This window comes from Marinomonas rhizomae, from assembly GCF_003315485.1.
GTDB lineage: Bacteria > Pseudomonadota > Gammaproteobacteria > Pseudomonadales > Marinomonadaceae > Marinomonas > Marinomonas rhizomae.
In genome coordinates, this window is sequence record NZ_QNSE01000011.1 from 169148 (window position 1) to 183540 (window position 14393).

The 14393-nt window shown below is 43.3% G+C and carries 11 protein-coding genes; 10 read left to right on the top strand and 1 reads right to left on the bottom strand.

Features of this window, described 5'->3' with window-relative positions:
- Positions 1–153 precede the first annotated feature (153 nt).
- From DFP80_RS15395 to DFP80_RS15410, 4 genes are all read left to right on the top strand, one after another.
- The gene (locus tag DFP80_RS15395) at positions 154–1626 is read left to right on the top strand and encodes an aminoacyl-histidine dipeptidase (RefSeq protein ID WP_113917699.1); all 1473 of its coding nucleotides are present in this window, start codon (positions 154–156) and stop codon (positions 1624–1626) included.
- A gap of 1213 nt (positions 1627–2839) precedes the next feature.
- A complete protein-coding gene (locus DFP80_RS15400) occupies positions 2840–3319 on the top strand; it encodes a hypothetical protein (RefSeq protein WP_113917700.1) in 480 nt (159 codons plus the stop codon).
- A gap of 121 nt (positions 3320–3440) precedes the next feature.
- Positions 3441–4829 carry an ApeA N-terminal domain 1-containing protein gene (locus tag DFP80_RS15405; protein WP_113917701.1) on the top strand — a complete coding sequence of 463 codons (1389 nt, stop codon included), beginning with the start codon at positions 3441–3443 and terminating at the stop codon, positions 4827–4829.
- Positions 4830–4912: 83 nt separating this feature from the next.
- Entirely contained in the window at positions 4913–5488 is a 576-nt protein-coding gene (locus DFP80_RS15410; RefSeq protein WP_113917702.1) for a YdeI/OmpD-associated family protein, read from the top strand.
- Positions 5489–5622: 134 nt separating this feature from the next.
- On the opposite strand, the gene DFP80_RS15415 is transcribed toward DFP80_RS15410, so the two are convergent.
- Positions 5623–5799, bottom strand: a complete 177-nt coding sequence (locus tag DFP80_RS15415) for a DUF1328 domain-containing protein (RefSeq protein WP_113917703.1) — start codon at positions 5797–5799, stop codon at positions 5623–5625.
- Between the two features lie 401 nt (positions 5800–6200).
- Between DFP80_RS15415 and DFP80_RS15420 the strand changes: the two genes are divergently transcribed.
- The 6 genes from DFP80_RS15420 to minE all read left to right on the top strand — a co-directional run bounded on the left by DFP80_RS15420 (position 6201) and on the right by minE (position 14267).
- On the top strand, positions 6201–7058 hold the full coding sequence (locus tag DFP80_RS15420) for a 2Fe-2S iron-sulfur cluster-binding protein (RefSeq protein WP_113917704.1): 858 nt from the start codon (positions 6201–6203) through the stop codon (positions 7056–7058).
- Positions 7059–7110: 52 nt separating this feature from the next.
- Entirely contained in the window at positions 7111–8388 is a 1278-nt protein-coding gene (gene sbcD / locus DFP80_RS15425) for an exonuclease subunit SbcD (RefSeq protein WP_113917705.1), read from the top strand.
- Positions 8385–12095 (top strand): SbcC/MukB-like Walker B domain-containing protein, encoded by a 3711-nt coding sequence (locus DFP80_RS15430; RefSeq protein ID WP_113917706.1) that lies wholly within the window; start codon positions 8385–8387, stop codon positions 12093–12095. Before sbcD ends, DFP80_RS15430 begins: the two co-directional genes overlap by 4 nt.
- Positions 12096–12411: 316 nt before the next feature.
- Positions 12412–13137 carry a septum site-determining protein MinC gene (minC, locus tag DFP80_RS15435; protein ID WP_113917707.1) on the top strand — a complete coding sequence of 242 codons (726 nt, stop codon included), beginning with the start codon at positions 12412–12414 and terminating at the stop codon, positions 13135–13137.
- 61 nt (positions 13138–13198) lie between these two features.
- The gene (minD, locus tag DFP80_RS15440; RefSeq protein ID WP_113917708.1) at positions 13199–14008 is read left to right on the top strand and encodes a septum site-determining protein MinD; all 810 of its coding nucleotides are present in this window, start codon (positions 13199–13201) and stop codon (positions 14006–14008) included.
- A 1-nt stretch (position 14009) separates the two neighbouring features.
- Entirely contained in the window at positions 14010–14267 is a 258-nt protein-coding gene (gene minE, locus DFP80_RS15445) for a cell division topological specificity factor MinE (RefSeq protein WP_113917709.1), read from the top strand.
- Positions 14268–14393: the final 126 nt, after the last annotated feature.

Below are 14393 nucleotides of genomic sequence, written 5' to 3' on the forward strand. Positions count from 1 at the left end.
ACGCCTTGATAAATTTTATCAGGCGTCTTTTTTATAAGCGTCTATTTCACATACGTTTTCTCTATCGGCATAGTCTTAATTTCGATTGCCACGATAGGTTGTCTTCTTTAGTGTTGCTAGGACCGGTAACTTTAAAGAAGACAAGAGACTAAGATGAACGAAGTACTCACGACGTTACAACCAACAGCTATTTGGCGCCATTTCCAAACACTATGTAATACTCCTCGACCTTCTTTTCACGAAGCCGAACTAAGAGAACACCTAATTAAATGGGCGACTGAGTTAGGCCATAAAACCTATGTGGACCCAGTTGGGAACCTATTAATTCGCAAAGCCGCTAGTAAAGGCATGGAAGACAGAGAAACCGTCGTCTTACAAGGTCACCTAGACATGGTGGCGCAAAAGAACGCCGACATTGATCATGATTTCACCAAAGACCCCATTGTCACGCAAGTGGTCGATGGCTGGGTTCATGCAACAGGAACCACACTTGGAGCCGATAATGGCATAGGCGTCGCTGCTGCCATGGCCGTATTGGAATCGACCGATTTAGCGCATGGGCCAATTGAAGCCTTATTTACCATCGAAGAAGAGACCAGCTTGCGTGGCGCATTACAGCTAGAAGAGGGCATTCTAAAAGGCAGCATTCTACTGAACTTGGACTCTGAAGACCGCGGTGATGTTTACATCGGCTGTGCTGGTGGCATGGACATTAATATTGAAAAGCAGTATTCCGCTATTGCCGCAGACAGAATCAAAAAAGCTTTCAAAATTACCGTCTCAGGTTTGCGCGGTGGGCATTCAGGCCTAGATATTCATAAAGGCCGCGCCAGTGCCAACGTCCTTATCGTTCGACTTTTAAACTTGCTTAAAGAGCAGTGTGATTTTGGTTTAAGCTCATTTACGGGCGGCACACTGCGCAACGCGATATCTCGCGATGCTGAAGCGACAATAAACGTTAGTACTGAAGATCAAGCCAAATTATTTGCTTTTATCGAAGAATTCGAAAAAACCACCAAGGCAGAATTTTCTGTGACCGAAGCAAATCTGGCCGTGACATTAGAAACCGCTGAACTGAACTCGGAATTGGAAGAAACAGACAAAGACGCCTTGTTAAACGCCATGTACTGCGCGCCTCACGGTGTTCATCGCATGAGCGCCGACTTGGAAGGTGTAACAGAAACCTCTTGCAACTTTGGCGTGATTAACCTGCGTAACACGGCAGACGGCAAAAAAGCCTTTGATGCCTGTTTGTTGGTTCGTTCCCTTGTGGATTCCGCCGTAGAGCACCTTGCTTATGTGGCAAAATCTGCCTTCTCCTTGATCCAAGCAGACGTAAAACTAGAAAATGGCTATCCAGGCTGGCGTCCAGATCCAAACGCAGGTTTGCTCAAGCACTTCTTAACGGTTCACACCGAGGTGATGGGTCACGAAGCGAATGTGAAAGTCATCCACGCTGGACTAGAATGCGGCATTATCGGCGCGAAATACCCCGGCATGGAAATGGTGTCATTCGGCCCCAACATCCGCGGCGCTCATTCACCGACGGAACGCATGGAGATAGACTCCGTTGGGGATTTTTGGCGACTGCTTGTGGCTCTATTGGAATCTGTTCCAAAGGTTTAACTTATCGGAGCTGCACACACAACTCGAATCGAGTGACATTCCCTTCGAAACTACCGCCTACCTCAGGTGAATGTCACCCTTATTCTCGTTAATCAGGCTCCCTATGTGCTACGGGGTCGAACCCCTTTTTTACCTAATCAACCTATGACGCTAAAAGTGCTTTAAAAAAGGGCTTTGACCCCACAGCAAGAATTGCTAATAGTAGGGCGCGATGAGGGAGGAACGACCGTGATCCGCCGTGTTGATTACGCCAATGCTGCGTAATATAAATCACCTTGTTTTTCTCTTTGCTTGCGGCTGTTTGAAATATGACTCCGCACACACAACTCGAATCGAGTGACATTCCCTTCGAAACTATCGCCTACCTTAGGTGAATGTCACCCTTATTCTCGTTAATCAGATCCCCATAGCAGGTAGAGTCACTAATTGTAGGGCGCGATGAGGGAGGAACGACCGTGATCCGCCGTGTTGCTTACGCCAATGCTGCATAATATAAATCACCTTGTTTTTCTCTTTGCTTGCGCCTGTTTGAAATATGACTCCGCACACACAACTCGAATCGAGTGACATTCCCTTCGAAACTGCCGCCTACCTCAGGTGAATGTCACTCTTATTCTCGTTAATCAGATCCCCATAGCAGGTAGAATCACTAATTGTAGGGCGCGATGAGGGAGGAACGACCGTGATCCGCCGTGTTGCTTACGCCAATGCTGCGTAATATAACTCACCTTGAGATTACTTTTGCTTGCGCTTGTTTCGCAGGCTCAACGCGTCAGCTCAAAACCAAACTAAGGTGATTGACGGGTGTTAGTCCTGTTTATGTAACTCGCGACTTTAGGCCGATATGGAAATTAGTTGCCAAGCGACCACTTAGTGTTTCAACTTGGGATATTAAGATATAAAACAGATCAGGTCATAAGGCCTGAGGGAATCGCTTGCCTCGCGGGTCAAATCACGCTACAAAAGGGTACATTAAGAACCAACATAGCGGCGATCAAAGACGATCTGAAGCGGCATAGTCCAGATTGACGTTGGTATTTAGCGAGTTATTTAACAGGGACGTCCCACCATGAAAAAAGCAAATCCCCTATATAGACAACGCAGCCGTTCAACAGTGGGTTATAGCCGTAGCTACGCTGCCGTATAACCCTTAATTGTTAGGCATCAGCTACGCTGCTGTATAACCCTTAATTGTTAGCTAGGAGTCGGATTGATGAACTTACCAATATTTCTCAGAAAATTAATCCCGATCCCCAAGGTAATAAAACTTAATTGGGATTTGGCCGCGGTAGAACGATCTTATCAAAAAGAGATTTATGCAGCGTCAAAGCTCAATGATCGTGAAAAGGTTCGTGATCTAAAAGAATCTCAACGCTGGGAAGTAGCTTTAATTGAAGAAGAAATAGATCACCATCAGACACAGCAGATATTGCGAAAAGCAAGAAAATTGAAAGTTCCCGTTTCTCATAGAACAACGTCCGACCCAGAAGGTGACGAATTTTGGACTCAGGGACATCAAACCGGCAATTGGTACCTTACTACCAAGGGATATTCTAATCTTCGGTTAGCAATTAGAAATGAATTAAAAGAACGGCATGAAATGAAAGCTCATTGGGTTGTCTGGCTATCTGCGTTAACTGGTTTGGTAGGAACCTGCACTGGTTTGCTGGCGGTTTTTAACAAAAGTGGCTAACAAGTCGTGCGAGTCGGACAGTTTGTTCCGCAGCTTTTTTTGTGCTGGTCGCTACGCTAGCACAAAACGCCACTCCACAAACTGCCGCTGCACTCGGCGTTAGATTTCTCGAGAGGATCGGATGAGAATCGAAGATGAATATGTGAAAACAGGATATTTCTGGCTTCCTGAGAGAGATGAGAAAAAAATCCCAGGGGTATTAACCATCAAAAATGGGGGGGATATCGAGCTGGAAGTTGTAGGCCTCTTCGATGACAGCATTAAATCACTAAACGATGATGATGACTTGGATAGAATAATAGGGCATGTTGAGAAGGACGGTTTCGTAACCCTAGAGAACTGCTTTTATACCCAGAAAAATCATGCCTTTGGAGGTGTATCAAAATCTAAACTCTATGTGAATAAAGTTTTGAGCGGTGTCGCCTATGATGAAAATGAATCCGTAACATTTAATACTTTATCGTTTTCTGTTGATTGTTTAGATGAGTGGGTAGGTATTAGTGGTATTAGCACCGACAGTGATTGGAAAAACAAAACCGCTACTATTAGTTACATTCTTCCTGAAAATATTTCCTATGACCTAAATAACGAAATGAAGTTAGAAATTTGCTTTTCTTGTACTACCTCCAGCTCTTCCAAGGCTACTGAAGCTAAGATCACGCAGCGCGTCGACTTTAAGTTGATATCTGAAGGTTTAAGACCTTTGGGTGACTTTACAGAAATTGCATTTAAACTAACTAATTTTTTATGCTTTGCTATCGACACAACAGTTGCATTGAAAGACTTGTCAGCCACATCAAAAGAGATACAAAGAGACAGCGGCAATAGAAAACAGTACCCTGTTTCGATTAAGGTTTTTTATCCTAGTATTCCATTCACGGAAAAAGTTCCTGATAAAAGCAGGCATAGAATGTTATTCACTTACGGAACGATAAAAAGTAATGCTCAGGATGTTTTTAATAACTGGCTACGTGCATATGAGATTATGGCGCCAGCACTCAGCTTATACTTTTCCACAAAAAATGGGGCACAAAAATACCTTGATGGTAAATTTTTAGCTTTGGTACAAGGCTTGGAAACCTACCATAGAAGAACAAGCGATGAAAAGCTCATGGATTCTTCTGAGTTTGATTCGCTTGTTTCAATAATCAGCGAGAGTTGCCCAGAAGAATATGCTGAATGGCTGAGTGGTCGCCTGATACATGGAAATGAAATTAATTTAGGGAAAAGATTGAAACGAATTATTGAGCCGTTTAAGGATAAGTTAGGCAGCAGTAAAGAAAGAAGTAAGCTGTTAAGAAAAATAGTAGATACAAGGAATTACCTCACTCATTATAGTGAAAACATAAAGGACAACGCTGCTAGCGGGGAAGAGCTCTGGAACCTGTGTCAAAAAATGGAAGTGATATTCCAGTTGCACTTTTTGAAAGTTGTTGGCTTCAGTGATAAAGAAATTGAGAGCGTTGTTGAAAATAGCTATCCGCTAAAGCAAAAAATCAACAAAATCTAACAAGCCACTGCACACAGAAATTTTACTCGCTGCACTCCTAATATTCCGGTGAGTGGAGCGTTAACTTTACAGAGCCCAATTCAATGCCTTCACCAGATCCCTTAAAAATCATGTCATTTGAAACACCGGGCGATCTCGATGAGTGGCTCAAGGTGGATCAGGCGGCTGAAAGTGAGTTGTGGGTAAAGATATTTAAGAAAAGTTCTGGTGTTCAAAGTGTTTCTTGGAATGATGTTGTGGTGGAGGTTTTATGTTGGGGCTGGATTGATGGTGTGAAAAAAGCATTTGATGATGAATCCTACCTTCAACGAATAACACCCCGAACAGTACGAAGCAGTTGGTCTAAAAGAAACACGGAGTATGTTGAGCGTTTGATAAGCGAAGGCTGTATGAAGGAGTCTGGACTTGTACCTGTTCGCGCAGCGAAAGCTGACGGTCGTTGGGAAAAGGCTTATGTAGCGAGTGAAATGGAAGTGCCTGCAGATTTTTTAGCGGCACTGGAAGATCAGCCGAGAGTAAAACGCTTTTTTGAAACGCTTAATAAATCGAGTCGTGATGTTATAGCTCATGGCTTAACGAATGCGAAGAAACCTGAAACTAGGCAACGGCGATTTGAAAAGTTTTTAGATATGCTTATCAGAGAAGAAAAACCGACTTAGTCTCTATGTCATTCAAAAGATCATAGTAAGGCGATCAAACTCTTCGAATTGGTGACAGGTGAGGTAAGTAATAGAAAAAGGGCGCATGCCCCTTTTCTATAAATTGAATAAAAATAAGTGTCTATGAGCCAATGTTAAAGCTTAGGCCCTTTGCCTCTGATTGCTCTGGATACAAGTGAAATCACCAATAATACTACGAAAATAAAGAAGATGATTTTTGCAATTCCCGCCGCGGCACCAGCAATACCTGTAAAGCCTAGCACCCCTGCAATAAGGGCGATGATTAACAATAATACAGTCCAGCCTAACATGTCGTTCTCCTTGTCTTAGTAAATGATACTTATTGAAAGTTGACGATATTTTCAAAGCTCATAATTCATAATCAACGGTTAAAAACCTAGCAAGCTTAGAGTTATAAAGCCAACCCACTGGTCAGTTTTGAGTTAATAAGTCACAAAGTTGATACTTTGCTAACACAATCAAGCTAAGTAATACGCTTTAAGGGAGTAGGGGTTCGCATAGAATACTTAAGCCCTTTTGTCATGATGTGGAAGTCCCATTTTGCGCTGTTAAGAATGGCCTATTATAAAATCGAGAGGCGAATCTGCCTTTTTTTATAGTAAGTAAATGGGATTTTTCGGCGATTGAGTGTCACACAAGAGAGGTAGTTAGGCAGAATATGTCATAATAGCCATATCAAAGATGAGGTTAGATGATGGATTCACAAGCGCTGACGATAGAATTGGATGGTGAGCAGTTTGAGGCGGTTTTGGATGGCAACTTATTGTCATCATTACTTTCTCAGGGGGCAGATGTTCGTTACGGTTGTCGCGCTGGAGCTTGTGGTGTTTGTCGTCTTTATGATGGGAGCAATGGCGAGTCGATTCTTTCTTGTCAAACGGCGGTTACTTCGTCTATGTCGTTAACTCGGCAAATACCTGCTGAGTCCTCTATTTTTTCTGTTTTAGCTCATAACTCCGTTAGTGATGATTCTATTGGGCTTGCTTTGTTAGGGCCAAGTGATGAATCTTTCGGTGACCGTGTTTCTGTGTCTTTCTCTTTTAAAAACTTCCCTGGTGATCTTGCTCACTTTCACGAATGCATGGCGGTAAATCCTGCTGGTGCTCCTTTGAAAGTTGTGCTTCAGAAAAGCCACTTTTCCGATGAGGACTGGTTAAAAGCCTTGTCGCTTTCGCCTGATGATCGGATGTTTGTTCAGTTATCAACGGGTGTTAGGAAAGGGCGTTTGTTATTCGAAATGGATATTGCTGATGCACCTGTTGTGGTTATTTCTTCTCCTGAGAATGCAGTCTTTGAGCCTTATTGGCGTGACGCTTTGTTGGATTTTACGTCAAGCTTTCTTGGGCATTATACCTTGTTTGCGTGTAATGATTTGACGCTTAGTCTGGCGGACGATGAGTTAATTGCTTTTCTTCAAAAGGCGCTGGCTGATTCTGACAGTACCTCCTTACAGCTTATTTATCATGGGCAAAAGCTGTCTGCACAGGATTGGAATGTATTGTTGCGACCTTTGCGGATTCATCCGAATCAGTTGTATTTTGTTCGGTAACTTGGCCTCTTTTGTGGTTTATTTTTATGTTTTTTATTTCTCAGGTCTATAAATGAAAATTCTACACACTTCTGACTGGCATCTTGGTCAGCACTTTATGGGAAAATCCCGCCGTGATGAGCATAAGGCGTTTATCGATTGGTTACTGGCGCTGGTGGATCAAGAATCTGTTGATGCGATGATTATTGCGGGCGATGTATTCGATACAGGTTCACCACCAAGTTATGCGCGCGAAATGTATCATCAGTTGGTATTAGACATGAAGGCGCGTCAATGCCAGTTGGTAATAGTCGCTGGTAATCACGATTCGGTCAGTATGCTAAACGAATCCAAGAGCTTGTTGACCTACCTCGATACCCAAGTGTCGAGCCAAGCGAACCTAGAAGATATCGATTCTCATGTTATTCCGCTAAAAGACAAAGCAGGTGATATTGCTGCCTGGGTATGTGCTGTGCCGTATTTAAGACCGAAAGACGTGATGCAAAGCGTCGCTGGGCAATCTGAACAAGATAAGAAGCTCGGTTTGTTGCAAATGATTGGTGATTTTTACCAGCAAGTATATGAGGCCGCGTGTGAAAAAAACAACGCACTAAAAGCGCCGGTGCCGATTATTGGTACTGGGCATTTAACAGCAGTAGGTGGGCAAGTGAGCGAATCGGTTCGCGATCTTTATGTCGGCACTTTAGAAGCCTTGCCGACGTCGGTGTTTCCGGCGTTTGATTATTTAGCCCTTGGGCATATTCATCGTGCTCAACCAATCAGTAAAAGTGGTCGATTCCGTTACAGCGGTTCGCCGATTCCGTTGAGTTTTGATGAGTTAGGGCGTGACAAAACCGTGGTGATAGTCGATACCAATTTGTTAGGTGAGGATACGTTTGTTGAAGATTTGTTTGCCGAGCCTGTGGATCCTGTCCAGTTGGTAACGATTCCGAATTTTCAGCCTATGGTGAGTTTAAAAGGCAATTTGAAAGAAGTGATTAAACAGATCACTGCTTTGGAATTAGCAGAAGACAAAACCCTTTGGTTGGAAGTCACTGTGATTGCTGATGAGTATTTGAGTGATGTGCATAAGCGTTTGCTGGAAGTTATTGAAGGTAAGCCGATTGAGTTACTTCGGGTAATGCGTCGCAGTGCGGTAGAGAAAAAGAACGAAGGCTTTGATGCGCGCAAAACCTTGTCGGAATTAACGGTTGGTGATGTGTTCGAGCAGAGTCTTAAATCGAATTTAGAACTGGACGAAGACGAGTCTAAAACTCTGACCGAGCTTTTTAATACTTGCTTGGTGGAGTTGGAAGAGCATCAGCAAGATGGCGAGGAGAAGCAATCATGAAAATTTGCAAACTGCGCCTGAAGAATTTGAATTCCCTAAAGGGCGAATGGGAAATTGATTTTACCAAAGCGCCATTTGACGACGCTGGTGTATTTGCCATTGTCGGGCCGACGGGCGCGGGTAAGTCGACATTATTAGATGCAATTTGTTTGGCTTTGTACCATGAAACGCCGCGTTTAAAGGTGTCACCAAGCCAGAATGATGTAATGACACGTCATACTTCTGAATGTTTGGCTGAAGTAGAATTTGAGATAAAGGGCAAAGGCTATCGCGCTTTCTGGGGGCAACGACGCGCCCGAGGCCAAAGTGATGGCAAGTTACAGCCAATGACGTGTGAATTGTGCGAGCGTGACGGCACTATTATTACCACTAAGATTCACGAGAAAATCGACAAGATCGCTGACATAACTGGTTTGGATTTTTCACGTTTTACCAAGTCTATGCTGCTGGCTCAAGGTGGCTTTTCGGCCTTCTTAAATGCTTCTGCCAATGACAGGGCAGAGTTATTAGAGGAGCTAACAGGTACGGAAATTTATGGTGACGTGTCGAAGTGGGTGTTTGATAAACACAAGCTTGAAAAACAAGCCATCGCATCGCTTGAGAACTTTAATGAGCAAACTCAATTACTAACGGATGAGGCTTTTGCAGAGCTTAAGCAAACTGAGTCGAGCTTTGAAAGCGATGAAAAAGCCAATGCCGGCGCGTTAAAGCAACATCAAGCGGTATTGGAGTGGCGACGTACTGAGAAGAAACTGCAAGAGCAAGTGGCTCAATATCAGCAACAATTCGATGATGCGACACAGGCGCTAGCGGATTTTGCGTCTCAGCAACGGCAGCTTGAGCAGGCGCTGACTGCACAAGTTTTGCAGCCGGACTATGATAAGCAGCAGGGCTTAAAATCTCGTTTGGATCAGAATCAGGCGGATGTTAACCAATATACTGAAATGCAACAGGCACAGCTTAAACAAAGCCAGGAGTTGATCGTATCTGTTGAGCAAGCAAAGGAAGAGTTGGTGCGTTCGCGTGCTGAATTGGAAGCGTTTAACAACAAGATCAATGATGAAGTTCAGCCTATCTTGTCGCGTCAAGAAAGTATAAAAGCGCAACACCAAGATGTTTCCACTCGATTAAAGCAAGCGGGAGAAAAAGTTGAAAATCAGCAGGCGCAATTAAAAGCCATCATAGAAAAACAAGCCGATATCGATAAAGCTTGTGACGAAAGCAAAGCCATTTTGAGCCGCTGGACGTCGCCAGAAAAGATTGAGAGTCAGTTAGCTAGCTGGCAGCATCAAGCGCAAAGTATGCTGGCAAATGCTCAAGCGATTACTGAACTCGAGAGTAATATTAGTTCTAATACAAAAGCCTATGATGTGGCTCGGGCTTCGCTCGCTACCAACCAAGCTAAGTTAGAACAGGCTCAAGCAGACATGCTTGAGCGTCACCAAACTTTGCAGAATGCCACTGATACTTTTATGCAGTTGTCATCGCAACGTGACTATGCTGATTGGCAGAGAAACTACCATTATACTGAACGCGCTCAGTATAATGCGCAATCGCTTTTAAAGCAGTTTAATCAATACCAAGATCAGCAATCGCAATTGACCGAGTTGGATGCAAATTTGGATGCAATGGCGAGTCGTATTCAGCAACAGCAAAGCCAGTTAGAGTTACAGAGGCGGACTTACAAAGACAAGCTTCGTCACCAAAAGTCGATTGAAAAACTTGCTGAGGCGGAGCGTCATATTGTTGCGCTAACACACTTGCGTAATGAGTTAGGTGAGCATGATGCTTGTCCACTGTGTGGTGCTGCAGAGCATCAGCTTGCCAATGCCTTGTACCAAGCGGATTCTGGAAGCCAAGAAGAGTTTGTTTTAATTGGCAAAGAATTGGACGGTTTGAAAGGGCAAGGAATGCAGCTGGCGGCTGATTTAGAATCCATGCAGCGCGAATTAACCTCTGGGCAGACTCGGCGCCAGCAAGTCATAGATGGCTTGCTGGCGACCGAAAATGATTTGAAAGAGTGGCTGGCGTCACTGAATCAGGATCAAGGCGTTAACCTGTCTGATAAGGAAAAAATATCCGCTTTGGTTCATCATATTGAGCAAGATTGGCAGACGCAGCAAGAAATCGCGCCTAAGCTTGAGTCGCTTCAGCAATCTCGTTTGGCACTAGAAGCTGAGTTGCAGAACTTGAATGTTCAGCAACAAACGACACAACAGCAAGTATCACAAGATCAGACTCAGTGTCAGCTATTGTGGCAAACCTTGGAAACACACCAGCAAAATTTAACCGCTAGGAAAAACGAGCAAGAGCAGGTTATTGGGCAGTTACGTGATGAAATGCAGCAGGCGGAGGTTCCTGAAAGTTACTTTGATCTGTCTTTGGCTGAAGCTTTAGCGCAGTTGCAAGAGGCGATGGCACAATGGCGAAACAGTAAAGCTGGTTACGATGCTTTGTTGCAGCAACGTGAGCAGCTTGTTTATGAGCGCCAAAGTCTGCAAGGTGCGTTAAAAGAAAGTCAGCAGTTACATGATGAAACCCATGAGAAAATCGCTGAATTTGATGAGAGCTTAAGGGCTATTGCGAATCAGCTGCATAAGCTTTTAGGTGATAAAAGTATTGGCGAGCTTCGTCAGGAAAGGCAAAAGCAGGCTGATTATGCTCAACAGGCTTTAGATAAAGCTGAAGCTGAACGACAGCAAATTGCTCAGGCGCTGGCGTCTAGTAATGCAACACTGGAAACTCTTAATAAGTCATATTTTGCTTTGACGAAGGAATATGAAGGTGCTTTGTCTCATTGGCAAGAACGTCTAGCTGAGAAAGGTTTTGGAAGCGAGGATGTTTGGCTGCAAGCAAATTTATCCGCCGTAGAAATAAGTAAATGCCAAGAGGTACTGGAGAAGTTACAAGAAGCTGTTTCTCGATTGCAAACATTGCTGAAGCAATCCGAGGAATCCTTGCTGAAGCATAATGAAAATAAGTCTGGCCTTATTGTTGAAAATTTGAATATAGAAGCGTTATCTCTTGAGGAGTTAGAATCTAAATGCGCTCAGCTTGATACGAAACGGCAAGCATTGCATCGACAATGGGGTGTGGTCACTCAACAGATCCAAGAGGAAATGCAGCGCAGGGAGCAGGTGGCGAAGTCGAGGGAAGCGTTAGAGGCTCGTCGAGAGGCATTTGTTCACCTTGAGCGTTTGAATCATTTGATTGGTTCTGCTGATGGGGCAAAATTCCGCCGTTTTGCGCAAAGTCTCACTTTGGATCATCTGGTGTATTTGGCTAATCAGCATTTGGATATCTTGCATCGCCGCTATCAATTAATGCGTAACCAAGATGCTTTGTCTTTACTTGTGGTGGATACATGGCAGGCGAACGCATCGCGTGATACTAAGACCCTGTCAGGAGGCGAGTCATTCTTAGTAAGTTTAGCGCTTGCCTTGGCCTTGTCTGATTTGGTATCTCATAAAACAAGTATTGATTCGTTGTTTCTAGATGAAGGCTTCGGCACTTTAGATAGCGAAACATTAGAGTCAGCTTTGGATGCTTTGGATAACTTACATTCATCCGGTAAAACCATCGGTATTATTAGTCATATTAGCGCTTTAAAAGAACGTATTCCGGTGCAAATAAAACTTACTAAACAAAGCGGTTTGGGCGTCAGTCGGCTTTCGCCTGAGTTTGCTATGCATTCGGGTGAAGAGTAGGGAGTTGGTTGGATAATTTGTTGAGTGTTAATAGTGCAAAAGTTTTCCCCAGATTTATGGGAACAAGTATGTAAGTAAGTTGTAAAATATTAATTAAATCAAATGCTTAATCTTACGTTCATTATTGCTCATTTTGCGTTATTCTTAGCACTATAAGAGAGCAGTATGAACATTTAAATGAATGTAAAAGCATTGTAGGGGTGTCTTTCTTTAATCATCCAGCTTGATAGAATAGATTTTTAACCTTGATGATGAAAGTTTAGTGCGGCTTTTTAGTATTTAAGGCCATTTAAGTGATTAAAAAAGGAAAGTTTGCATGACAGACTCAGGCTTCCGGCTTAAAGGAAGTGTCGTTACGACAGTTTTATTGGAAATTCAAACTTTTTCAATAGATGACATTGTGTTTCATTTAAAAGAAAAGATTAATCAGGTTCCGCACTTTTTTAACCAGGCGCCAATCATTATTGATATTTCAAAAATGAAACGTGGTATTAGATTAGAAGAATTTGAAGAGCTGATTCAATCTGTTGGTGCTCTTGGTCTTGGTGTGATTGGCTGGCGCTGCGATCCAGAGGCATTGCCTGTTTGGAATGCTTCGGTAACTGTTCCTTTGTTGCCTGCAAGTAAAGCAAGGCCAATCAATATATCTCCAGCGATTAAGGAAGAGACCAGCCCAGATGTGGTGGTGAAAACCGTAGTTGAAGAGCGTTTAGTTCCCCAATCTAGCAAAGTTATTACCAAGCCAATTCGTTCTGGTCAGCAAGTGTATTCTGAAGGTGACTTGATTATTCTAAATCAGGTCAGTGCTGGCGCTGAAGTATTAGCAGATGGCAATATTCATGTATATGGTGCCTTGCGAGGTCGTGCATTGGCTGGTGTTAAAGGTGATGTAGAGGCTAGAATTTTTTGTAAAAGCATGGAGGCCGAATTGGTTTCCATTGCAGGTAGTTTTATGTTGAGTGATGCGCTGCAAAATATCGTTTGGAAAGACAGCGCGCAAGTGTTATTAGTTGACGATAGCTTAGAAATCGTACCGCTTTAAAATTTATTATTCATTTGATTTGTTAGATAAGCTCAATTTGAACTTATCGGGGGATATAGCATTGGCAAAAATTATAGTAGTCACCTCAGGCAAAGGAGGGGTCGGTAAGACAACATCCAGCGCTGCTATTGGGACTGGTATTGCGTTAAAAGGTCATAAGACGGTCATTATCGACTTTGATGTAGGTTTGCGTAATTTAGACTTGATTATGGGGTGCGAGCGCCGAGTGGTTTATGACTTTGTGAATGTTATAAACAAGGAAGCGACCCTATCTCAGGCTTTGATCAAAGATAAGCGTACGAAAGACCTGTTTATTTTACCAGCCTCACAAACTCGTGATAAAGACGCGTTGACGATTGAAGGTGTGCAGTGGGTTCTAGAGGAGCTTGCTAAGGAATTTGATTACATTATTTGTGATTCACCTGCCGGTATTGAAAAGGGCGCTCAGATGGCGTTGTACTTTGCCGATGCGGCGATTGTAGTCACTAATCCAGAAGTGTCTTCTGTGCGTGACTCAGACCGTATTTTGGGGATTTTGCAAAGTAAGTCTAAACGAGCGGAAGAGGGTAAAGAGCCAATAGAAGAATACCTTCTTTTAACGCGTTACCATCCAGGTCGTGTTGCATCGGGTGAAATGTTAAGTGTCTCCGATGTTGAGGATATTTTAGCAATTCCATTGTTGGGTGTGATTCCTGAGTCTGAGGCGGTGTTGAAGGCGTCTAACCAGGGGACGCCAGTTATTCTGGATTCTGAATCTGAAGCTGGTCTTGCCTATATGGACGCTGTTGACCGCTTGATGGGTGAAGAGCGCCCTTTGCGATTCTTAGAAGTTCAGAAAAAAGGTTTCATTAAACGTTTATTAGGGGGTTAGAGTGGGAATTTTTGACTATTTTAAAAGTAAAAACGCGCCTAGCTCAGCTTCTGTCGCTAAAGATCGTCTGCAGATCATTGTTGCTCATGAACGTAGTAAGCGCTATCAGCCAGATTATTTGCCGCAGATGCAGCAGGAAATCATTGATGTGATTCGTAAGTATGTGGATATCGGCAGTGAAGATGTACAGATACAGCTTGATAATACTGATGACTGCTCCGTACTGGAATTAAACGTGACATTGCCTGAGCAAAATTAGTATTAGGGTCAAGCCCTATTAATACAGAGTAAGCGCTTAACAAAACATTTGATATGTGTCTTGTTTGGCGCTTTTTTTATGTGGAATCAACACAGTTTGTCTGTCTTTGTTTTACTCAGGTTTTTA